The 21910-nt window shown below is 53.7% G+C and carries 23 protein-coding genes; 13 read left to right on the top strand and 10 right to left on the bottom strand.

All coding sequences use genetic code 11. The annotated features are described in order from the left end of the window. Window positions 1-114: 114 nt before the first annotated feature. The 3 genes from D6Z24_RS02380 to D6Z24_RS02370 are packed head-to-tail and all read left to right on the top strand — an operon-like array spanning window position 115 to window position 1303. Window positions 115-738 carry a hypothetical protein gene (locus D6Z24_RS02380; protein ID WP_129124936.1) on the top strand — a complete coding sequence of 208 codons (624 nt, stop codon included), beginning with the start codon at window positions 115-117 and terminating at the stop codon, window positions 736-738. 36 nt (window positions 739-774) lie between these two features. Continuing rightward, complete coding sequence (locus D6Z24_RS02375) at window positions 775-1041, top strand: DUF4160 domain-containing protein (RefSeq protein ID WP_129124935.1); 267 nt, start codon at window positions 775-777, stop codon at window positions 1039-1041. Window positions 1042-1048: 7 nt separating this feature from the next. Beyond that, window positions 1049-1303: a DUF2442 domain-containing protein gene (locus D6Z24_RS02370; RefSeq protein WP_129124934.1), complete on the top strand. Its 255-nt coding sequence runs from the start codon at window positions 1049-1051 to the stop codon at window positions 1301-1303. A gap of 98 nt (window positions 1304-1401) precedes the next feature. Here the strand turns inward: D6Z24_RS02370 and D6Z24_RS02365 are convergent, their stop codons facing one another. The 3 genes from D6Z24_RS02365 to D6Z24_RS02355 all read right to left on the bottom strand — a co-directional run bounded on the left by D6Z24_RS02365 (window position 1402) and on the right by D6Z24_RS02355 (window position 5196). Beyond that, window positions 1402-1647, bottom strand: a complete 246-nt coding sequence (locus tag D6Z24_RS02365; protein WP_129124933.1) for a DUF2442 domain-containing protein — start codon at window positions 1645-1647, stop codon at window positions 1402-1404. Window positions 1648-1650: 3 nt separating this feature from the next. Continuing rightward, on the bottom strand, window positions 1651-1920 hold the full coding sequence (gene dhiT, locus D6Z24_RS02360; RefSeq protein WP_129124932.1) for a type II toxin-antitoxin system toxin DhiT: 270 nt from the start codon (window positions 1918-1920) through the stop codon (window positions 1651-1653). 147 nt (window positions 1921-2067) lie between these two features. Continuing rightward, on the bottom strand, window positions 2068-5196 hold the full coding sequence (locus tag D6Z24_RS02355; protein ID WP_129124931.1) for a hypothetical protein: 3129 nt from the start codon (window positions 5194-5196) through the stop codon (window positions 2068-2070). A gap of 325 nt (window positions 5197-5521) precedes the next feature. Between D6Z24_RS02355 and D6Z24_RS02350 the strand changes: the two genes are divergently transcribed. The 6 genes from D6Z24_RS02350 to D6Z24_RS02325 all read left to right on the top strand — a co-directional run bounded on the left by D6Z24_RS02350 (window position 5522) and on the right by D6Z24_RS02325 (window position 12965). Next, the gene (locus D6Z24_RS02350) at window positions 5522-6175 is read left to right on the top strand and encodes a fibronectin type III domain-containing protein (RefSeq protein ID WP_129124930.1); all 654 of its coding nucleotides are present in this window, start codon (window positions 5522-5524) and stop codon (window positions 6173-6175) included. A 676-nt stretch (window positions 6176-6851) separates the two neighbouring features. Beyond that, window positions 6852-7889 carry a restriction endonuclease gene (locus tag D6Z24_RS02345; RefSeq protein ID WP_129124929.1) on the top strand — a complete coding sequence of 346 codons (1038 nt, stop codon included), beginning with the start codon at window positions 6852-6854 and terminating at the stop codon, window positions 7887-7889. Between the two features lie 601 nt (window positions 7890-8490). After that, window positions 8491-8913: a hypothetical protein gene (locus D6Z24_RS02340; protein WP_129124928.1), complete on the top strand. Its 423-nt coding sequence runs from the start codon at window positions 8491-8493 to the stop codon at window positions 8911-8913. Window positions 8914-8915: 2 nt separating this feature from the next. Beyond that, the gene (locus D6Z24_RS02335; RefSeq protein ID WP_407925402.1) at window positions 8916-11633 is read left to right on the top strand and encodes a KGGVGR-motif variant AAA ATPase; all 2718 of its coding nucleotides are present in this window, start codon (window positions 8916-8918) and stop codon (window positions 11631-11633) included. Between the two features lie 210 nt (window positions 11634-11843). Then, a complete protein-coding gene (locus D6Z24_RS02330) occupies window positions 11844-12143 on the top strand; it encodes a histidine phosphatase family protein (protein ID WP_129124926.1) in 300 nt (99 codons plus the stop codon). Between the two features lie 54 nt (window positions 12144-12197). After that, window positions 12198-12965, top strand: coding sequence for a transposase (locus D6Z24_RS02325; protein WP_246014537.1), 768 nt, complete (start codon window positions 12198-12200; stop codon window positions 12963-12965). Between the two features lie 191 nt (window positions 12966-13156). Here D6Z24_RS02325 and D6Z24_RS02320 read toward each other — a convergent pair whose 3' ends face one another. Both D6Z24_RS02320 and D6Z24_RS02315 read right to left on the bottom strand, forming a co-directional pair. Beyond that, entirely contained in the window at window positions 13157-14821 is a 1665-nt protein-coding gene (locus tag D6Z24_RS02320) for a mechanosensitive ion channel family protein (RefSeq protein ID WP_246014536.1), read from the bottom strand. A 322-nt stretch (window positions 14822-15143) separates the two neighbouring features. Beyond that, window positions 15144-15362, bottom strand: a complete 219-nt coding sequence (locus D6Z24_RS02315) for a hypothetical protein (RefSeq protein ID WP_129124925.1) — start codon at window positions 15360-15362, stop codon at window positions 15144-15146. Between the two features lie 403 nt (window positions 15363-15765). Here D6Z24_RS02315 and D6Z24_RS02310 point away from each other — a divergent pair, with 403 nt between their 5' ends. Beyond that, window positions 15766-17262 (top strand): histidine phosphatase family protein, encoded by a 1497-nt coding sequence (locus D6Z24_RS02310; RefSeq protein WP_129124924.1) that lies wholly within the window; start codon window positions 15766-15768, stop codon window positions 17260-17262. 138 nt (window positions 17263-17400) lie between these two features. On the opposite strand, the gene D6Z24_RS02305 is transcribed toward D6Z24_RS02310, so the two are convergent. After that, the gene (locus tag D6Z24_RS02305) at window positions 17401-17703 is read right to left on the bottom strand and encodes a hypothetical protein (RefSeq protein WP_129124923.1); all 303 of its coding nucleotides are present in this window, start codon (window positions 17701-17703) and stop codon (window positions 17401-17403) included. A gap of 9 nt (window positions 17704-17712) precedes the next feature. After that, a complete protein-coding gene (locus tag D6Z24_RS02300; protein WP_129124922.1) occupies window positions 17713-18006 on the bottom strand; it encodes a hypothetical protein in 294 nt (97 codons plus the stop codon). 287 nt (window positions 18007-18293) lie between these two features. Between D6Z24_RS02300 and D6Z24_RS02295 the strand changes: the two genes are divergently transcribed. Both D6Z24_RS02295 and D6Z24_RS02290 read left to right on the top strand, forming a co-directional pair. Continuing rightward, complete coding sequence (locus tag D6Z24_RS02295) at window positions 18294-18779, top strand: VOC family protein (RefSeq protein ID WP_129124921.1); 486 nt, start codon at window positions 18294-18296, stop codon at window positions 18777-18779. Window positions 18780-18819: 40 nt separating this feature from the next. Beyond that, window positions 18820-19371, top strand: coding sequence for a chalcone isomerase family protein (locus tag D6Z24_RS02290; RefSeq protein ID WP_129124920.1), 552 nt, complete (start codon window positions 18820-18822; stop codon window positions 19369-19371). Between the two features lie 17 nt (window positions 19372-19388). Here D6Z24_RS02290 and D6Z24_RS02285 read toward each other — a convergent pair whose 3' ends face one another. Beyond that, window positions 19389-19940 carry a hypothetical protein gene (locus D6Z24_RS02285; protein ID WP_129124919.1) on the bottom strand — a complete coding sequence of 184 codons (552 nt, stop codon included), beginning with the start codon at window positions 19938-19940 and terminating at the stop codon, window positions 19389-19391. A gap of 106 nt (window positions 19941-20046) precedes the next feature. Between D6Z24_RS02285 and D6Z24_RS02280 the strand changes: the two genes are divergently transcribed. Then, the gene (locus D6Z24_RS02280; RefSeq protein WP_129124918.1) at window positions 20047-20361 is read left to right on the top strand and encodes a HigA family addiction module antitoxin; all 315 of its coding nucleotides are present in this window, start codon (window positions 20047-20049) and stop codon (window positions 20359-20361) included. A gap of 38 nt (window positions 20362-20399) precedes the next feature. Here the strand turns inward: D6Z24_RS02280 and D6Z24_RS02275 are convergent, their stop codons facing one another. Together D6Z24_RS02275 and D6Z24_RS02270 are read right to left on the bottom strand one after the other, a co-directional pair. After that, the gene (locus tag D6Z24_RS02275) at window positions 20400-20822 is read right to left on the bottom strand and encodes a hypothetical protein (RefSeq protein WP_129124917.1); all 423 of its coding nucleotides are present in this window, start codon (window positions 20820-20822) and stop codon (window positions 20400-20402) included. Between the two features lies 1 nt (window position 20823). Beyond that, window positions 20824-21525: an NlpC/P60 family protein gene (locus D6Z24_RS02270; protein ID WP_129124916.1), complete on the bottom strand. Its 702-nt coding sequence runs from the start codon at window positions 21523-21525 to the stop codon at window positions 20824-20826. Window positions 21526-21910: the final 385 nt, after the last annotated feature.

The raw sequence follows: 21910 nt of genomic DNA, 5'->3' as shown, positions 1-21910 counted from the left end.
GTCTGATTTCGTGCAGGAAGGAAGCGATAGAGATGGAAAGTATGGGCAAGGATTTTTTGCGCACCGTATCTGGACGTCCAAACCATTCTGTATCTTCAGAAGGAAGGAGGCGACATGAACTTCTTCGTTACCAAAGTCATGTTAGTGCTGGCAATAGCCCTCATAGCCGTTCCATCAGCAGCGAAAAGTAGCAAGGAACTCTTATCCTGTGACCCTGTTTTCGGAATTGGTTATTTGCCTTCAAAGGTTAGATTCGAACCCGCTCCTCCCGAGATCTTTCGTTGTACTTCTCTACTTGAGCCGCGTAGAAAATTGTGGGTCTTCGGTAAGCACAATAAAGGCAAGGTGACTTTCTATTATGTGTACGGATGGATTGAGGTCGATTTCGGTGCCGGTCCGACAGGAGAATTCGAGGCTGAAAATGACGACGGCATCATAGTTGTCGTTTCCCCAGAAGGATGCAAGGAGATAGGAGCGGGCTACGCGATGAGTTCGAATCCTGAAGCCCGCAAAGAGGCGAGAGATATCGGTATAACAGACGACGTATTGTCAGCCCTTTTGACGGATTTGATCCAACGGGAAGTTAAGGCATTCGGAGGTGTGGAACAGTTTTTAGGGAAGGTAAAGGCGACCGGCCTCGCCGAATCGACCCTTGATCCCCTGCTACGCGAAAAGCTTCAGGCCCTGCGGAAGAGAGCTGCAGCAACTGGCAACCAATCAGGCGCCAAAGCCAAGTGAGGATTGGAAATGCCGCGAGCACCCATAGGAGGCACTATGCCGGTGATCTCGATGTTCTACGGAATCATCATCCGCATGTATCTGCTGGACAACCATCACCATCGCTGCCCGCACTTTCACGCAAAATACGCGGAATACGAAGCCTCCATAAGCATCGAAGACGGTGAAGTTTTAGCTGGACAACTGCCTAGAAAACAATTTAGGCTGGTTCTTGCTTGGTTGGAGCTGCATCGTGACGAACTACAAGCGGACTGGGATCTCTCAGTTGAGGGTGAGAACCCGTACAAGATCGATCCACTGTGAGGAAATGATGTACTGGGATGTAAAAGTCGTAAAACCGCTACCGGACTACTGCATATACGTAGAAATCGAAGACGGACGCCAAGGGATCTTCGACCTGAAGCCGTACCTCGACCACGGCGTCTTTCGCGAGCTGAGGAACCCCGCATACTTCAATCGAGTGGGAATCGTGTTAGGAGCGGTTACATGGCCCAATGAACAGGACATAGCACCCGAAACCCTTCTCGCCGAAATGCGCCCCGCGACACCCCCTATCTCAAAATAGCTCCCGGCAGCCACCCGTGGCAGTGGTTGCGTTGCCTTTCCTCTGTGCTTCTCCGTCGACGTCAGCGTCCACTGTAGTCAAGCCTTCATCTGCTCTGATTACTTTTGCCCGGGCATTGGCTGCAAGTCGGCAGCTACGGTATCCGGACCCAGATCCTGCCCTTCCGGCCAGCCGATGCCGGTGAAGAAGAGTGACACTTGTCTGAAGTAAGATTCCTCATTCAAGTGCTGGAAAAACTCACTTTTTATGTAAGGCGCAACGTCGAATATGCCGGACCGACCATCAGAAAGCACCACGGCCACCTTTTTCCCATCCAAAGGTTTTACGGAAACAACTCTATTCATTTCTTACTCCAATGGCTTGATCGGCAACGGGTTCTGCCCGTTTACAGCTAGACGCCAGTCCGTGAGCAGGTCCTCTCTGTGTATCTCTATCCACGCCTGAACGAGCTTTCGTTTGTTTCTTGGGAACTCGCCCTCTAGCTGTTCGCCATCCTCAATGGAAAATACGGCGTCGTATTCACCAGCGGTGGCGTGCAGGTGCGGCAGGAAATGCTTCTTGTTATCGTAAAAGAACATGTAAATGACGATACCGTAAAACATGGAGATGGTGGGCATGATGGGCCTCCAACTTCAGCATTCTACGGGGTGGGTCATCGACTAATGATCTGCAAGCGCCAATATACAGCAAACACCAAAACAGCTCAACTAAGCTTGCTCCGCCCTTTCCCCCCCCGCCTTTCCTTTGCTATTCCTCTGTGTCCCTCAGTGCTCCTCAGTGTCCTCTGTGGTCATGCTTTTTGCCGGTTCACTCCCCGCAGCTCTTATCACGTCCCCGTCCACGACCACCCGTCCATCCTTTCCAGTGAGAAACGGCATCGTAGGCGAGAGCTTGATCCCCAGTTTGGCGTACGCGGCGACAAGAGCTTGCTTCGAAGCGACTCCGCCGTAATCCTTGAGCAGGGCGTGATGGAGAAGATCATCGAGCGTGGCGATGCCGCAGGTGTTGTCCTTCGCCACGAAGAAATCCTTCTGCCTGCCGATTTTGAGGAAGTTGGCACCGGACACGAGCAGGGAGTGGAGAAGAACCGGAGTCCAGGTGAGCCCCTGCGACAGTTCGGGCAATTCTCCAGGCCCGTCGAGTAGAAGCTCGCGGCATGAACCATAGGGCCGGCCCCCGGCATCACGTTGTTCGAGGTGCATGAGCGCCATCGCCTCGATCGCGTACTGCTTTTCATCATTCCACTCAAGGACTTTGCGTGCGATGACGGTATCATGCGTGTACCACAAGACCGTTTCCCTGTTGCCAAGCCACCGCTTGTAGAGATCTGACTGTTGCGGGTGAGCGCGGAAGGCCGAGAAGATGTCCATGGGCAGGCAAGGCTTTGCGAGATCTTCGAGGTATGACAGGACCCAGTCGGCTGGCGGCGCGGTCCGGCGTCGGGGCAAAGCGGCAGTTGCAGATATCTCAACCGTCTGGTTTTGGGGCTTGCGGCTCACGACTTTCCGGCGCTCGTGTTTGTGCGGCCAGTCTACCGTGCCGGGTAGAAAATGCTCCACGAAGCGAACCAGATCGTTAGCCCCGATGATGCCGAGTGATTCGCATGCCTTCTTGTGCTTTCGGAACAGCCGGGCCTTGAGAGGGCCGGTTCCTTCTTTCGGCGACGGAGGCTCGTCGACGATGCGGTGCAACTGATCCGTCACGATCTGCACGTTGTGGATATGAAGCAGGAGGTCGCCGATCTTCAGGATGTTGCGCGCCCGGCTTCTATGATAGGCTGCTTGCGGCATGGGGACACCAAGTCTGTCGACCTCGAAATCTTTCAGTTCCCAGCAGGTTACGGCACGGTGCGCCTTGGCGATGTACTGCTCGAGTAGCTGGGAAATCGAAGGCCTCGGGCCGGCATGGTCCTTCCTCTGTACGTAGGGAAATTCCTCCAGGCTCAGTTTGGGGTTGCCGACGATTTTCAGGCAGGAGTAGAAGGCGCGCGACGTGGGGATCCCCTCCGCTCGGAGCCGGTCGGCGTATCCCTCATAATGACCACCGTTGGCGCATAAGTAGGGGATATCGTACCGCTCCAATGCAGAGGCGAAATCTTCAAGAATTCCACTGATGAGCGAAACGGGTATGCTGAGCTGTTCACGGTGCTTGAAGATTCCGAGCCCCCATAGCACCGCCCACCTAAAACTCGTTAACCGACTGTGTATCGAGTGAGCTGAGGAGGAATTTCCCGGGAGAATCTGCTTCAACCGCCGTTGTACCTCGGTGAAATGCACCCCGTCCGGGGCGGAGAGCAGTATCCCCTCCAGTACATCCTGAAGGGGGGATTTTTGTTGCGGCAGTTCAAGGTGCAGCGCTTGGTCGTGAACCTTGAGCATCGGCGATTGGTCCGTGACGAATTCCACGAGGCTCAACGAGAACGAGGCGATCTTGCGCAACTCAGGGCACTGCAAACTCTGGCATTCGCCGATCATAACGTCGAGTGCCTGATGGACGGGAAGAGCGCCGTGTTCGGAGGCGGCGAGAGCCCCGGCGACGGCAAAGACGGCCGTCTCGCAGCCGACGCAGCACGGGACGGAAAGCGCGACACGCAGGGGAGAAGATTCCGTCGCTACCCGATATCTTGGCGATAACCCCATGATGAAGGCAAGAGTCTCTTCTGACGGGGGAGAAGACCAGCCGTGCATCGACTGCAAAGAGAGGCAAAGTTCGCTTATGTAGCGCCCCCCGCCTCCCGAAGCCATGAGGCGGTCGAGCAAACGCCAGAGGTAATCCAGGTGCCCGAGGTTCGTCTCGTCGTTGAGCCTTCGCAGCAACTTCGTTTCAACCTGCCGCACGCTCTCCCCGGTAATTCCGAAGTTATCCGCCAACTTGCGCAAAGAAATCTTTTTGTCGGTCGGTGCCAAGCGGTCCATGGACAGGCGGTATTCAAGAGCCAAGGTCTTCTTGTCGGACGGGCTCTGGTCCCGACCACTCCTGGTAACGTGCAAGTACCGGTCGATCAATTGGTTGAAGTCGAGATACGAATCAGTCGATATCCCGGCGGCAACGGACTCCGCGACGGAAAAGGCATGCCCCTGGAGAAGCCAAAGGTACCTGATGGCGCCCAGCGCGGTAACCGAGAACCCGAGAGTTTGCAGGACCGAGCGTTCCGTGATCTTCGCCACGGCGTTCCAGGAAACCGCCTCGGCGGGGCCGTCCGCAGGGTCGAGGAGGGCGGGGAAGGCGAAGTCCGGAACGATCAACGGATCGAGCATCCCTTCGGGGAACCCGGCATATAAAGAATAGTCAGCGGGGGTTACGGCAGGCGTTGGGAGGGCATCCCCCGGGAGCCCGGAAAGCCGGGCCACGACATGCAACAAGGCGGACATGGCCTGATCGCTCAATCCCGTCTCGAGCAGGTAGCCTACGGTGAACGAGCAAAGAAGATGCGCCGCGTCCTCGGGGAATATGCCCCTGGCGCGAAGCCGCATCAGGTCGGCAGGTGGGAGACGAAGCGTTCCCGCACTTTCCTGGAAAGAAGGCGAAGCGTTAACGGCGAAGAGCTCCGCGGCGGTCTTATTCAAGATGCTCCATCGCGCAGGTCCCGCAATAGGGATGCCGGAGGAAGTTTCGGGCCGGTTGCCTACGGCAACTGCACCCTCGTCACATCCGGAAGGGGAGCAGGAGTCAGAAGGGGAAGGGGGCTCAGCCGGTTCAAGTCGTACCCGTTCCAGCAGCAGTTTCAGTTCTTTCTTCGTTGTGGCGCCGCATCCCCGGACCCGTGGGAGCTTGAGCTTGCTCAATGCGATAAGGTCCTGGCGCGATTCGACCTTCAAATTGATCAGTGCGTTACGAGCCCTGGTGGAAAGTCCTGTGAGCCACTCGGGCGGCACGGCAGTAGGTTCGGTCATGGGTGGGAGGCTTCCGTGGCGGTGGATTGTGGGCCGGGTGAAAAAAGTATATTAGAGAATGATAATATTGCAAGCCCAGTTCCCACCCCCGGCCTGCGGGCCGAAGCCCTGCGGTGGCGAAGGCTCGAGGGGGAGGGTCAGGGAGGGGGTTAGTAGCGCCATTCTCCCTAGGTGATCGGTGGAGACGGACTTTACGATTAACTCGCATCCCCTGTAGTTAAGGCCTTAGGGCTTCCGCTGTAAAAAAGATGACCGGGTTCTTGACAATGGTTAACGTAGGCCAATAATTACTCCGGTAACTTCAACGCCACCAAGGGAGGAGACGATGTCAGAGATTTTCAATATTCCTGGCCTCAAGAGCCTGAGCGATGGGGAGTTGGCGGTTCAGGGGGAGAACGTGGCCGATCACCTGGATGAGCACGAAGCCTTCCAGGAGGACGTCAAGCCCGGGTGTGTTCCAGGCGGGGACCAAGTCAGGGGGGAGGCGCAGGAGGTCAAGCGCACCTCGTACGCGGCGAAGCAGGACCCGACCAAGGAACCGGAGTGTCAGGCGGCGCGGGACAAACTGATACAGTCGATCAGGTTCTCGTCCCAGTACGCCGTTATGTATTCCGTGCACGTCAACAAACCGAGCTTGCTCGACACTATCGGTGTTGACAGGGTCCACAAGACCCCCCGGGCCACAGGCGTGAAGGTTCCCAACAAGAAGTTCGACCGGTTCAAGGTCACGCATGGGAAGAAATCGGGAACCATCAAAATTTACGTTAACAGTTGGGAAGGCAAGGGGAGTGTCGTGGTGCAGATCTGCTACGGTGACCCAACGCAAGAGGATTCGTGGCAACACCTGAAACTATCTCATTACTGCCATTTCACCCAGGAAGGGCTGGAACCGGCACGTAGAGCGTACTTCAGGGCCAGGCTTGAAAACGATGCGGGAATCGGTCCTTGGAGTGACGTTGTCGAACTCATCATCCTCTGAACCAATAAGGGCGGGTGCACAACATGCACCCGCCCTTGTCGGTTTTCCCCAGCATTACCCCACCCCACTCCACACCCTAAGCAAACCTCGAGACTACAGTACCAGCCGGAAGATCGCCAGTAAGACCGTACGGAAGAATTTGACGATCCCAACTGCCATAGTCTGCGTCCGCGAGTCGCTAATGCAATTTCGTTGAAGATAGCGCTATTTCAACAAGGACTTTCTTATTCCGATGCGAATAGTGAGAACTCTAATGGAGATTGCGCTGTTCTTCCGCGAATAGTGAAAGTTGGAACCGAATAGTGCTATTCGATCGGAAATAGTGAGATTTCAAATTGGATTTGCATGATTCCGCCTGGAATAGTGCAAAATCATTTTGAATAACGCAAATTGGTTTCAAATAGTGCAAATCCGAACCGGTCTTGTCTTAATTCGTGGTGGATAGTGCAAACCAGACTCAGTATTGTCTTGATTGATGCAGAATAGTGCAATCTAGTTTCGAATAGTGAAATTCGGTACCCCGTTCATCCCCTCCACCCCTGTTAATCGCCTTTTTTTGCGCCTTAGCGTCTTTGCGTGAGCAAATGGGTTTGTCGTGTTGAATTTCCTTTAATAATGCCCGTGTATGTGTTAATGATGTTTAAGCTATCCCTCCCCAGGAGTTACGCAAAGTCCCATGGCCCGCAAAAAACGCACCAGTCCCTTGGAAGACATCGTCATCATCGCCAGCAAGTTCCCCTGGTGGATCTCCGTCGTTCTTGCTGGCGTAATCTTCTTCACTTTTCGTGCATTGCCCGCCCGAAATCCCGGGAACCTCGTGTCGCCGATGTTTGCGATGTTAGGTCAGTTCTTTGTAGCACCCGCCTTCCTTATCGGAGCAGGCATCTCCGCTTTCAACTCCATGAAGCAGCGCAAGCTCTACGAGACCGTCAAGTCCCGTGCGGACGTCGCGTCCCTGAACGAGATGAGCTGGGGCGAGTTCGAAACCCTGGTCGCCGAGCATTTCAAGCGCAAGGGATTTGAGGTCGCGCGAGAGGGAGGTAGCTGCCCGGATGGCGGCATCGATCTGGTCCTGCGCAAGGGAAGAGAGAAGCACCTGGTGCAGTGCAAACAATGGAAGGCATACAAGGTCAGCGTTCAGCCGGTGCGAGAATTTTACGGAGTAATGGCCGCCGCTGGAGCAGCTGGCGGGTACTTCGTAACCTCCGGCACCTTCACCGAAGACGCGAAGGCCTTCGTGCGTGGGCTCAATCTCGAACTCATCGACGGCCAGAAGCTGAAGTCCATGATCGGTACAGTTGCCAACGTAGCACCAGCGCCCTCCACCGCGCAGGTTGCACCGCCAGTTACGCCGCGATGCCCGAAATGTGGAGCGGCGATGCAAGTACGGCTAGCTCGAAAAGGTGCTAACGCAGGGCAGAAGTTCTGGGGCTGCAGCACCTATCCGAAATGTAATGGCACTCAGATCATCGAAGTCGCAGACCCGGCACCAGTATCACAGAATTCGGAGGCGTTGCAGCCGAAAGAGAAAGAAAAGCGGAGTTGCCCGGACTGCGGCAGCGAACTCGTCCTGAGGACTTTCCAGAGTGGACCGAAAGAGGGGCAGAGTTTTTACGCGTGCCTTCCGTGCAAGAAAGCATGGCCAGTACAGCCGAAAGAAGAACCGGAAAAGAGTCGCCCCGATTGTGGCAGCGAACTCGTCCTGAAGAAGTAAGTTCCAGAGCGGGCCGATAGAGGGCCAGAGCTTTTACGGGTGCCTTCCTTGTAAGAAAGCATGGCCAGTTGCCAAAGTCGAAGAAAAAGCAAACGCTTGACGAGGCTGACGCAGTAGTTCCACACTGGTAGAGTCAATGGAGTAAGGTGACAGATGCATGAGCTACCTACGTCCCTTCCTCTTTCGGATTACACTTTCTTACGAGAGTGCAATTAGTCCTGAGGCTTGTTATTTAGAAAACAATATTGCATAATCTTCCAGCCTTAAGTGTGAGAGTTGCATTTGGTTTTTATATTCTTCTTCTGGGCAGCTGAGGGGGGTGTCGTTCTATATGCATGGCGACGGGGAGTCTTGTCGTCGGGTCGGTTCATCAATGACTCCCATATGCGCTGATTTCAGGCTTCAAGCGAGACCTGAAGCGTGCCGCAACCTACCACTCTAGTGTTTGGGGGCCACACCCAGAGCACTAAATCCCTGTAGCACTTGCTGCCACAAACTCTGCAGTCTGTTGAAATGTCACCGGGGCATTCTATGCAGACAGTTCCACAGTACCCAGGACCACCGCCATTTACGCGTGGTCCAAAGAGGTGGCGTAGCCTAAATGATCGACTTTACGGATAGAGAAATGATTAACGCCTTTAGGATGCATAAACGGTCCTCTGCCCAGATGCCGCCATCTGGGACAAAAAGGTTAGTCCAGTTTTATGCCGTTGAGTGTGGCCTCAAAGCGTTACATATGCGAAATGAAGGCAAACGTCTAACTGGAGAATGCCCATACTTCAGCATCGTCCAGCATGACATAAGAGCGCTGCTTGGAAACCTCAATTTTCCGCCAAAACTTTATAGCAAGATTGCATCCACAATCCTCTCGCCTATAAATAAGAAAGGGAAATTAATAAAAAGAGAGGTGGCCCCAAGAGATTATAATCAAATGTGGCGATATGGTGCCGTTTCAAATGAAGATGAAATATTAGAAAAAGAACTTGATGCAATCATTGTAAAAATTGAGCAGGATTTGAGGTGAAAATGAGGCTGTTAACTTGGCTTGATATAAGACGACTACTAAAGCAAGCATTTCCACTCGGCAGATATCCGGCCCCCATAATCACTATTGACTGTTATTGGGACGTAATCGAGGTATACGTTTCGTCCATTGATGATATTGCTAATGCTGATGCTATTTTGCATGAGTGCTTTAGGAGTTGGTATAAATCAGTTACAGACGGAGAGGCTGGAGTATATCTGGAAACAAAATACAGCCGGTATATCCCCATTGCGTTTGTGGAAGACTCGGAACATGTGGAGCCAGAGCGCGAGATAAGGCCCTTTTGGGACGAGTTTGTTTACCGCCCGAGATTAGAAGACACGTCTGCCGAATTCTTCCCGTCAGTTTGGGTGGATGGGCCAAGTATGATTTTATTCCAATCTTTCAAGGGAGGGGTTGGTCGAACAACACACCTCGCTGCATATTTACAAGTCAAGATGGCGTCAGAATCAGTATCGAAAGTGCTTGTAGTTGACGCTGATGTTGAAGCTCCTGGACTAACCGTGTGGGATGACCACGAAATATCTGGAGCTGGAATTTCTTTTATTGATTTCATGGAGCTGGTCCACAATGATTTATCAGAAGGTGCTGAAAGTAGCCTTGATTTCATAACCAAAGAACTACAAAAAACTGGGCGAGAGAAAGGAAATTGTACCTGGTATTTTATGCCGGCTTATCGAACTCAAGAACAAATACTTGATTGGCCAATAAGACCGGAGCACATAGTGAAGGGCGAGTACGGGCCGTGGGCCCTGTCGGACTTACTTCAAAAGTTGGGAAAGAAACTTGGCGTGGACGTCGTTTTAATTGACCTTAGGGCGGGTGCCAGCGAGTTATCGAGTCCTCTCATGTTTGACTCAAGAATAAAGCGAGTTATTGTGACGACAATGAATGAGCAGTCTTTGAAGGGGACTGAGCTCATTATAAAACAAATAGCTAAACTTGCTCCTAACCGAAATCAAGTTGAACACGGGAGAAGTTCTGACCCTAATGTCATCATATCGATGGTTCAAAGTGATAAGATTGAAAACACCGAAATGGAAATGGTACACGAAAGGTTATTGAATTGTTATCCAGATTACAATGACAGCGATGATGATTCAACACCTTCTCGTCTTGCTATTTACACTTCCGAGTTTGCCCAGGAGCTTCTTCTTGTAAATAACTGGGATGACTTATCTCGTAGACTGGAAGGCACTGATCTGTATAAAACTGTGAAGGCTCTTGCAGAAAAAATTGAGGTAAAAGGGCCTGCCGTTGCTGAATCAGAAGTAGAATATAATGCTGTAATGGGTTCGGCTAAAACCCTCGGTGAGTTTTGTGAAATGTTCGAGTATGCCGAGAGCGGCAAGGGCACGGACATCCTAATAACGTCAGGTCTTCGAAAGCTTGGGCAAAGTTACAGGGATCGAATGCCTAATTTGGTGGTAATTGGCTCGAAAGGCGCTGGTAAGACATTTACCTACATTCAGCTTGCAAGATTGCAGCAGTGGTCCCATTTTATTCGGAAAGCTTTGCCTGGTGAGGGACAAGGTGACAGCGATGCACTTTTCTTCCCTCTCCTTGAACCAGTTGCCTCAATGCAAGAGGCAGCTATTGATGTCACGAATAATGCAAGGACCAAGGCGTGGAAGGCAATACACGGTAAAGACATTCCACGTTGGAGTGTTCGTGACATTATTAGCAATATTAAAGATGCCACTGTTAAATGTGCAAGTTGGTCAGAAACAGATTGGGAGAAGTTTTGGTTAAATGAGGTTGTCGCTGCCCTTGGGTTTGGCGGGGCAGAATCTTCTATCACTCCTGAATATTTAGATAACCTTGTTAAGCTTTCAGGTGTAAGAATCATCTTTCTGATTGACGGGCTTGAGACTACACTTCAAGAAATAGATGAAAGTCCGATTCAACAAAAAGCGTTAAGGGCACTTTTAGAATTACCTTCGGCCTTTAGCATGATAAGGGATTCAGCAATAGGGTTTATTATACTTGTGAGAAAGGACTTGGCAGCCACTGCAATCAAGCAGAATTTTGGCCAGTTTGCCGATAAGTATAAAGAATTCGCTCTGAATTGGGACTTCAGGGAGTCTCTTCAGCTTGTAGCTTGGTTATGCATTAATGCAAGCGTTTTGGAGTCTCTAAACATTGACTCCATGGTGAAGCTTAACACACGTGATCTTGAGCAGAAGCTTTATCCAATTTGGGGGGCAAAGCTTGGTTCTCCCACCGCAAATGAGGCTAGATCCAGCATTTGGGTCTACGCCGCTCTTTCAGATTTCAATGGACGTTTACAAGCAAGAGACCTTGTCAGGCTGCTTATCTATGCCGCGAGTAAAAGCCACTCGAGAACAGATAGGCTCCTCACCCCTACAGCCATAAGGCAGGCATTGCAACCTTGTAGTGCTAAGAAAGTTGACGAAGCTCAGCAAGAGTTCCCAGAGCTTAAAGAGATTAATGTCAAATTTCAGCAAGCAGATGAGAGCGCTAGGCACATTCCGTTCACAAGAGATGAACTAGGGATTACTGCTGATGAAGTGGAACGTCTAGAGAGAATCGGCATAGTCTTAAATCTCGATAACAAGCTGTATATGCCAGAGATCTACAGGTTTGGTTTCAATTTTAAATTGGAAGGTGGCGCAAGGCCTAAGGTACTAGCGTTGAAGAAGAAATTTTTAACCTCAATAGAAAATGAGTTGAGGTAGCGCGTGCTTGGCGGGACGTAGGTAACTAATGTAAAATATTAATGTACCTGTCATCAGGTTTACTGAAGGGGCAGCATTTGGTGGTTTTTAATCCATCAAGCGCTGCCCCTTTTTGCTAACGATCCATAAAATTGTGGATCTGGGATCACGGACTCCCCTCTTTCTTATTCGAGGGTTGGCGGACAAAACGGCGCAACGGTTCCCGCCCATATGAATACCAATGCCACCGTCTACATCGTCCGGCACGCGGAGGCGCACCCGGATTCCGGCTCTCATTTCGACGACGGCAACTACGTGGGGGCGGGGCAGTGGCGTGCTCTCTCGCTTGCCGACATGCTGAAGGACAGGATAACCAAACCCGACATGGTTTACTCCATCGACCCGGCCGGCATCTGGTATCCAAACGGCGCCGCCAACGTTTCCTATATCCGCCCCTCGCTCACCGTTTTGCCGTATGTGATCGCCAAGGGAATCTGGGGTCAGGCTTGCAAAGTTGCAAAGTTCAGTTAGCTTTGGGTAATGGCTCGTCGACAGCGGATACATTTCCCAGGTGCTTACTATCATGTGATCCTGCGGGGGAACGACCGGCAGGACATCTTCTATGACAAGGCGGACCGCTACAAGTTCTACCTGCTTCTCCAGGAGGGGATCGAAAGGTTTGGCCATTCGATCCTCTCCTTTTGTCTAATGACGAACCATGTTCACCTCCTCTGCCAAGTATCCGACACTCCTCTAGCGAGGATCATCCAGAATCTCGCTTTCAGGTATACCCGCTGGGTAAACTGGCGGCAGAATAGAGTTGGGCACCTCTTCCAGGGACGGTACAAGGCTATCCTAGTTGACGCCGACGAATACCTCCTTCAATTAACATCTTACATTCACCTCAATCCCATTCGTGCACGCCTCGTCAACGATCCTGTCGACTATCTCTGGAGCAGCCATCGTGCCTATGCCGACAAGGAGTTTCTGCCATGGTTGCGAACCAAACCTGTCCTTGGCTATTTCGGCACCAACATGCAACGTGCAAGACTCGCATTTCTGGACTTCGTCAAGCAGAACATGCGGGATGGTCATTGTGACGCTTTCAGCAGTGGAGATACTGCTGACTCACGGCTTCTTGGTGCGGATGATTTTATTGACATGGTCGTTGAGAAGATGGAGCCGGAGCGCTTGCGCAAACCAACCATAGTGGATGTAATAACAGCAGTAGAAATGCTGTATGGGCTGCCTAAAGGCGGTCTGGTTAACGCAGACCGAAGCTTTAAGATGGCAGAAGCGCGCAGTATGGCTGCTTGGGCGGTAAGGGAAATGAGCGACGAGACTCTTACATAACTTGGCCGTGTCTTAGCCCGCGACGTCACTAGTCTGAGCTCGTCTATAGCAAGGCTCACGGCTAGATGTAAAAGCGACGCTGGTCTTGCGGAACGGATGAAACAGTTGAAGACAAATCTTACCGACTTTGCAACTTTGCAAGCCTGACCCCAGCCTTTTTAATTTCATGGGCCCTCTGATTTTGGTTTTTTTTACTCCCGCGTGGGGGCCTTCTCTCGGGTGGAGAAGATCCTTATCGAGGAGGGGGCGTAGTCGTCGGGAAGGTAGGATTCCGGAATGGTGCTGCTGTTGCCGTCCCTCACCTGGGTGTAGTGCGGTGACATGATCTCCACCTGCGCCTCGTTGAAGGCGTCCTGGATGTTCTGGTGCAGGTCGGAGTAGAGCGTCGCCATCTGGTGGGGATGGTCGGTGTAGGCGTTCAACTCGTAATTCACGTAGAAGTCGTTGAGCGCGGTCTGCAGGACGAACGGGGCCGGAAGTTCGAGGATGTGCTCGGTTCTCTTCGCGGCATCCTTCAACAGCATGTGCACCTGGCGCCACGGCACGTCGTAGCCTATGGTGACGCTCGTGTTCAGGATGAGCCCGTACTCGGCCGCTGAGGAACTGAAGTTCGTTATGTGGCTCCCGAGGACCAGGGAGTTGGGGATGGTGATGTCGACGTTCTTGATGGTCCTCACCCGGGTGACGAGGAGGGTCTTTTCCGTGACGTCCCCGACCGTGTCGGCGATCTTGACCCTGTCGCCCAGCTTGAAGGCCCGCATGTAGGTCAGGATGACGCCGGCCACGATGTTGGCGACGGCGGAGGTGGAACCCAGGGACAAAAGGACGCCGAAGAAGATGGAGACGCCCTTGAAAGCGGGGGCGTCGGAACCGGGAAGGTAGGGGAAGGCGACGATCACCGAGAATACGAAGATCAGGAAGCGGACGATCTTGAAGGTGGGGTCGGCCCATTCGGGGAAAAAACCGGGGAGGCTTATCGTCCCTTTGCCGATTTCGGCGAAGAAGAGCCGCGTGAAGCGTATCACGAACAAGGTGACCGCCGAGATGACCACGATGAAGAAGAGGTTGGGGAGGTAATCGCCCACGGCGCGAAGCACGGCGAGAACCGGCTCGGAGATGTACCGGAAAAGGGTTTCGGCATACCCCCTGGTCCAGGGGAAGAAGCTGAAGACCAGCGGGACGTAGATGTAGAAGAGAAGCACGGTGGCTATGATGCGTCCGCCACGGGCGACGCTGGTCAGCATGGAGACGATGCGATCGGCGTTCACTATCTCGAAGGACTGGAACCTCAGTGACCTGATCTTCGTGCCGTGCAGGGATTGTATCTTCTGGTACAGTCGCGGGAAAGCCCGGCGGAATGACACGAGGAGAAAGACGAGCACCGCGGTGGCGAGGGCCGCGTAAAGCGATGAGAGCAGGATCCCGTTCGGGCCGTAGCTCTCCCGGTGCGCCGCGATGGCGCCTCTCATCGCGGCCGCGAATTGCCGCGCGGTTTCCTGCCTTGTCTTGCCCTCGGCGGCGGCATCCCGGTCCGTGACCGACATTATTATGGTGTCGCCTGCCAATATGTCGGTGGTGGTCTCGGTGTCGCTTGTGACGACGGCCTCGGCGGGGAGGCTTATGTCCTGCGCCAGCTTGCCGAGTTTGAACGAGACGGCTTTGGCCCGGTCGGAGGGTGAATAGGACAGGACCTTGTCCCGGATCAGAAACAGCGTCCGGCCATCAAAAATCACCGGGGACGGCTGCACGGACGGCTGATGCTGGACGGGTGCGGGCGACGCCTTCGGTGGGGCGCCGAAAGATGATGCTGCGGAAAGGACCATTAAAAGCGTGATCAGGATTCTGGTGGCGGTCACATCGTCTCCTGGCGCCCGCGGCGAAACGCTGCCGGAACATCGTCTCCCGCGGTTTTTCGTGACGTCCCGTGCCGTCTCTGTCTTCCGGCCCGCGCACCCTTTGGGGCGCGCTCGGCAAAGCCCGGATGGAAACTCATTTGAACGGCGTCCAAAGAATTTTAACAGATGAAGCGGCGTTGTCCCCCTACACCTTTCCGGACCGGCGGGTTTCCCCGCCGCTGCGCCCCTGTTTTGACGGGAAAGCGCGTTGCTGGTCCCTCCAGAGAGAAAAAGGCCACCTGCGATGCGGGTGGCCTCATTTGCTGCGGTTGTAAAAAGCGTCTTATTCGATGTCGAACGATTTGCTTATGTCGCTGGTCAGCGCCCTTGCCGCGGCCCTAAGTTCGTGGCAACTGTTACGCACCACTGCGGAGTTGAGGCAAAGTTTCACGTTGGCCGGTATGTCTTCATCTTTGACGGTCATGTCGACTCCATTTCCCTTCGTGATGTGGAGGGAATCGGTGTAGTCGATCTTGAAGTCGTCTTTATAGTCGCATCTCATCTCTCTCACCTCTTTTCACCTCTTCATTATGCCAGATCGTGACCCTGACGTGTAGGGGGATCCGTGTCACGGCCGCTTTGATGCCGCATCTATACCTTTCCCTTCAGTTAATTTGGGTATTTGAATGGACAACTATTTCCCTTGAGTGCCCCTCACCTGTGACGATAAGAAAGACATGCAGTCTTTGAATGGGATCGCAATGACGCTGGGCATGATGACGGCAAATATCGTCCCAAGAATTGAGCCAGTCATCAGATGTGAAATTCCAGGTCAATGAAGGAGGTGTGCGAGCTATGCAAGTTATAGCCACTACTGCAACGATCCCGCCGGGTCCCTGTGCCGCTTGAATTCGAGCCCCACACGTCTGACGTTTTGGACCAATATCGCATCCTGGAGGTCGTCCATGAGGAAGATGCCTGTCGTGATGTCGTTGCTGCTGTACCTGGCTGTGGTACTTTCCGTTGGGGGGTGCGGGTCTTCGTCTTCCTCCACCCAGCCCCTTGGTGCCGACAACACCAACCTGATCTTCGTGATCAGCCCCGATCTCGCCTTTCACGACAGCGGCGACGTAGCCCCGGATACCGCGAACCTCACCGGCCAGGGGCTGCAGCGTTCGCTCCTCCTGGCGAGCTACCTGAAAGAGCAGGTGCTGGGGGGGGATAACGTCACCAGCATCTACGCCGTCGAACCGATGACCCATCTGCAGACCGCATACGGGTATCCCGACATGGCACCCCTGGGGATCATCCAGCAGTTCGCCCTCCTGAACCAGACAACCCTGCCGATTGACCATAACGGAAACACCTACACCGGCAACAGTTTCCCGGTCAAGGCGTCATACGGGCAGGGGCAGGTCCCGGACGGGGTGGTCCCCCCGACGCCGCCCCTGTCGGTCCTCCCCACCTACTGCCCCGACTGCACCGGGCTCGATTTCCACGATGCCGGCGCCGCTAACGAAAGCCTGGTCTTCAACATCATCGATAACAAGAGAACGGGGTATTTCGTGTTTTCCGCGCCTTGGGAGACGGTCCATGCCCTGCTCAAGTCCATCAACGCCAAGTACGGCTACAACCTGGCGCTGCCGGAGGCATATCCGGGGGGGGACCGCATCCATGCGGTATCCATCCCGCCGTCAGGAGGCGCGCATCTGGTCACCTACTACAGCAAGGTGAAACCGTCGTCGTCCTATCCCGTTCTTCCCGCAGCTGTGGCAACGGTCGCCTGCACGGACACCCCTCTTTCCTATTCGAGGGTTGGCGGACAAAACGGCGCAACGGTTCCCGCCCATATGAATACCAATGCCACCGTCTACATCGTCCGGCACGCGGAGGCGCACCCGGATTCCGGCTCTCGTTTCGACGACGGCAACTATGTGGGGGCGGGGCAGTGGCGTGCTCTCTCGCTTGCCGACATGCTGAAGGGCAGGATAACAAAACCCGACATGGTTTACTCCATCGACCCGGCCGGCATCTGGTATCCAAACGGCGCCGCCAACGTTTCCTATATCCGCCCCTCGCTCACCGTTTTGCCGTACGTGATCGCCAACAACCTCCCATACCACTTGGCAACCACCTTCTCGCTCGGATCGGCTTTCACCCCGACCGACGACACCGTGGCCCAGGCCACCAAGGACTTTTTCTTCACCGGAGGCACGTTCTCGAACAAGACGTTGCTGGTGGCGTGGGAATCCGGTCACATAAAGCCGTTTCTCAAAAAACTCATCGAGAGCTACGGCGGCGACTATCCCGCCCTGCCGGACGGATGGACGGATTGGCAGGCGACAGACTACGATACCATCTGGACCGTGCGGCTGGACGCCCAGGGCAATTTGAGCGTGGACAATGCGAACTGTGAAGGGATCGATTCCGCGAGCCTCCCGGCTGCGGCGCCCCTGTTTTAGCGGGAGAGCGCCGGGCTCGGATACCGGTTGCCGGTCCCGGAGATACAAAGGCCACCTGCGAAGATGCGGGTGGCCTTTTCTATGAGGCTCTCGCTGAACGTGTGAAGCACTTGAAGAGAGTTCTCAGACAGGCCAGAGCTATGCCGGTTTCAGCACGTCGGCTTCGGTATTGAGCTGTTTCAGGCTCAGCTCGACGAGGTCACCGGCGCTTAGCTTTTGAAGACACGCCAGTACCAGTTGTTTCGCCAGGTCGTTGTACTCCTCCCCACCTATGACGTTGATCTCCGTGTTCGTAGAGAGACCGATCACCTTCAGGTGGACGTCGTTCCCAAGTAACATCACTCCGAAATCCTTGTCGCCGTCATCGCGCATGCAGAGCTGCAAAAGGTACAGAGCGACATTTTCCCACAGCTTTCCGATCTCGAACTCCCCGGTTTCCATAAAGCCTCCCTATCCTTTCGCAAGTGTGAGCGGCGCAGCCTTTTTGAGCGGCGTCTTGTGTAGTTCGTTCAGGCGTTGCACGCTGATCCTTCTCAGGCAGGAAAGAACCAACTGCTCAGCGAGCTCATAGTACCCCGTGCCGTACACCGTCATCGTGACTTCGCCTGTCGATTCCACGATTCTGATCCGCGTAGCACCGCTGCGAGTCCCGACATCGACGGAACGATCTTCCTCGTTTCCAACCGCCAACTCGAGCAGCGCGAACGTCATTGTTTGGTACAACGGCTCCAGTTCGAATCCCATGACTGCCTCCTTGTGTTGAAATCAAGTATTAGAAAATGCCAACAATACTGGGGCCTGTCAACCGGCGACCGAGCAAAAAACTGCAGCCCTCTGAGAGCACCTGAGGAGACCCGATAGCTGCGCAAGAATCTTAGAGGAGAAATACTGCGGGAAAGCGTTGCAGAGATTTTGACATTCGGTGGGGCGTTGTTAGAGTTGGGTCCGAAATGAGTGCGGGGGGGGCAAGGCCCTATGACTGCGAGCGCATCGTCCGCTTCGGCAACGGTGGCGACAAATGGAGAAATGACATGAAAAAGCCTGCAAAGAACACGATTTGCCTTTGGTACGATGGCGACGCGGAAGAGGCGGCGCGCTTTTACGCGGAGGTCTTTCCGGATTCGTCGGTTGACGCGGTGCACCTAGCACCGGGAGACTACCCCTCGGGGAAGCAGGGCGATGTGCTGACGGTCGAGTTTACCGTCATGGGCATCCCGTGCCTCGGACTGAACGGCGGACCCGAGGTCAAGCACAACGAGGCGTTCTCGTTCCAGGTCGCGACCGAGGATCAGGCGGAAACGGACCGCTACTGGAACGCGATCGTCGGCAACGGTGGGCAGGAGATCGTCTGCGGTTGGTGCAGGGACAAGTGGGGCATCTCGTGGCAGATTACACCGGTCGCGTTGACGGAAGCCATCACCGATCCCGACCCCGCCGCCGCGAAGCGCGCGTTCGACGCGATGATGCAGATGGTGAAGATCGACATCGCGGCGATCGAGGCCGCCCGCCGAGGCTAAGGTTTCGGGCCTGGTTATACCGGGGTAAGGAGGCTGCAAGATGAGAGTGATACTTGCGTTGATCTTGGCGGTGCTTGTTGCCGGCACCGCTCCGGCGAAGGAAATTGCAGGCGTGAAGGTCGAACCGCAAGTGACGGTGAATTCCGAAGCCCTGACCTTAAACGGCAGCGGCATCAGGAAGAAATTCTTCGTCAAAGTCTACGTCGGCTCCCTGTATTCCATGCGCCGCCTGACCAGCGGCCCGGAAGCGCTCCGTGACACCGGGGACAAGTTGATCAGGATGGCTTTCGTCTACCCGAAGGTGGAAAAGGAGAAGATCGTCGAGGCGTTCCAGGAGGGTTTTGCGAACAACTCGCCGGAGCTTGCCGATGCTGCGGAGGTGAAGAAATTCCTCTCCTTTTTCACGGTGGACTTCAAGCGCGGCGACGAGGTCGACATCTTCCTGGGCGGAGACGGGACGGTGACGGCCAAGCACAACGGCAAGCCCCTCGGGACCCTGGTCTCCAGACCGCTCGTGATCGCCGTCCTGGCCATCTACCTGGGAGATAAGCCGGCTGACGCAAGTCTGAAGAAGGGGATGCTCGGCAAGTAAATACGGCTTTGATTTGTTCACCGCTGCTGTCGTTTTGGCCTCGACCCTGATTTTGGCTCTTTATCCATCATGTAATACCTCTTTTGCTTTTCGTTCCAGATCAGAGGGGAATAGTAGTGGTCGCCGACGACGGTAGGGTCATAGACATCCACTCTTATTTCTGTTGGCACTTCAGATTTCCACTTTCCGAAATAAACGGCAGGCTCGGCTGGGGCTTCTACCGGGAAAATCTCTGGGAGTGTTCCTAAGACGTTCATGCGGTCATCAACAATAATGCTGTAAGGAAAGTCCTCCCATACCTTTGTCCGTTTAGTTCTAAGATAATCTTCAGTCCAAATGGAAATAATAGAGACCACTGCTTTTGATGATTTTTCCTTTTTTAAGGAACATATTTTTGTGAACGCCAGGTACTTGTGCCATGACGGTGGCAACTTCTTAGCCAGCTGTGGATCTATAGGGGTACAATTTCCAGGATTTAGTTCGGTAAAGCCAACGTAGCCTACAGCGAAGGAGACCTGGGCTGGCCATGACAAGGCGAGAGCGATAAAAAAGGTAAAGACTTTTTGCATGCACTGATCTCCTCAATTGTCCGCGTCATCTGGGGGGCTCATATGGTAAGGTAAGGCTGGTCGTGAACGCACTTTCGTATGTGAAATATTATCATTGAGGTATGTAATGTTTAAAAACAATAAAGCAAAAAGAGACATACCGCCGACGCATCCGGGGGCGATGCTGCGGGAAGACTTCTTGCCGGACTATGGTTTGACGGCTGGAGCGCTCGCGGGGACCTTGGGAGTATCCCGACAAACAATCAACGAGTTGTTACGGGAGCGCAGGGCGGTGAGCCCTGGCATGGCGCTTCGGCTTTCCCGGTTTTTCGGAAACAGCCCTGAATTTTGGTTGAACGCACAACGGGCTGTAGACCTATGGCAGGCGGAAAAGGATCTGGCAAAAGAACTGGCTGCGATCCGGTCGGTTCAAGCTGCATAGAGGGTTGAAGTTGGAGTTCCTTTGGCTTCAGCCCTTGGTTATTCCTCCAGATACCCTCTAATCAAAAACCACCTGCCGTTTATCGCTTCGAACTCCAGCTGGTAAAATCGGAAAGCATCCTTATTTTGTAGGTCCGTTTGGGTCAGTACTTTTTTGTCATGTATCAAGCCGAGAACGGTTTTCGATACAATCCTATTGCCAACTACCCGGTACTCTGATTGCATCAGGATCTTGCGGAAAATTGCTGGGAACTCACTTCTGTCATAGTACATGGCTGGTGTGTTGTCGCTGACCCCATATACTGCTAAGGGAAGCTTCGTCATCGAAATGATTTTTCTCTCGTCGTTAGCCAGTACGGCCTGCCTAAAGGAAGCCCAAAATTCGCCCGCAGTGAAACGATCCTGTGCAGCATCGCAGGTGACTCCAAAAAAAAGAACTAGGGTAAGAACCATTCGCATCATGTTATTTTTCCTCTTGTTCAATGGGCCACCGATGTCCTATAGGACGCCACCCCGCTCGGGGGTAACTTGATATTTTAACCATCTTGCTTTGATTGCCGCCTAACAACTTGAAATGATGACCATTGTCCTCTATCCAAATCCCTACATGGTAGCCGGAACGTGATGGGGGAGGATCTAGTTCGCGGATGACGGTGATAGAACCGACTCTTGGGCAGCAGATGGCTCCCCAATGAAGCCAACTTGTCGCCTGGGCGGAACGTGTTCCTTCTATTCCGGCTTCATGCAGGCACCAGTTGACGAAGGAGGAACACCACGCTGTTTCATCGGTTGTCGCACGAAGTGTTGTTGATGCATGGTATTGTAAGATTCGAGGATTCTGTCTTTCCCCGCGGAATTGTGCCTGGCCGATTTCCCGCACTGCTATACCGACCCAAGGCGCTCTAGTGAAATCTATGGCGATTGATTTGTGAGCACCTTCTTTAGGCTCTAGTCCCTGTTCCAGTGCTCCAGTGGTATGCAACCCGACAATTCCGTCAATACCGATCCCAACGGAAGCCTGATAGCGTCGGACCGCGGCTTCGGTGCGCGGGCCGAAAAAACCGTCTACCTTTAGGGCTGCACTTGGGTGAAGGTGTTTATTGAGAAGCTCCTGCATTCGTGCTACCTCATGCCCGTGGCTGCCTATACGGAGTGTAGATGCCATTGGAGTCTCCTCTGCCAACACGCTTTTATTTGAGGTAAGAATCTACCAATGTTGCTTGGGCTGTCAATTGTGGTCCGGTTCCCTTGCTTTGCCCCCCCCGGCTTTATCTGCCCTGACAGGTCAGTTTAAGGATGTTCATGGCTGCCGGTGCGGGAAGGGCCCGTGTGCAGCTTTGTAACGTCCGACTGTTCCAAAAGCGGTACTTGTTCCAGCTTTGACCGCTCTGATGTTCCGCTTTGTTCCACGTACTATGAAGTTCCTACCCGATTGAAACATCCCTGCCTGTACAAATAATCTTTGTTTACAAATAGTAATGGTGGAGTCCACAGAAATAGTGCGGCGCGAGTCGGTGTCGGTACATCAATTGCTATAAAGGCATTCTATT

The organism is Geomonas oryzae, from assembly GCF_004117875.1.
Classification (GTDB): Bacteria; Desulfobacterota; Desulfuromonadia; order Geobacterales; family Geobacteraceae; genus Geomonas; species Geomonas oryzae.
This window is presented reverse-complemented; position numbering and strand designations above follow the sequence as displayed.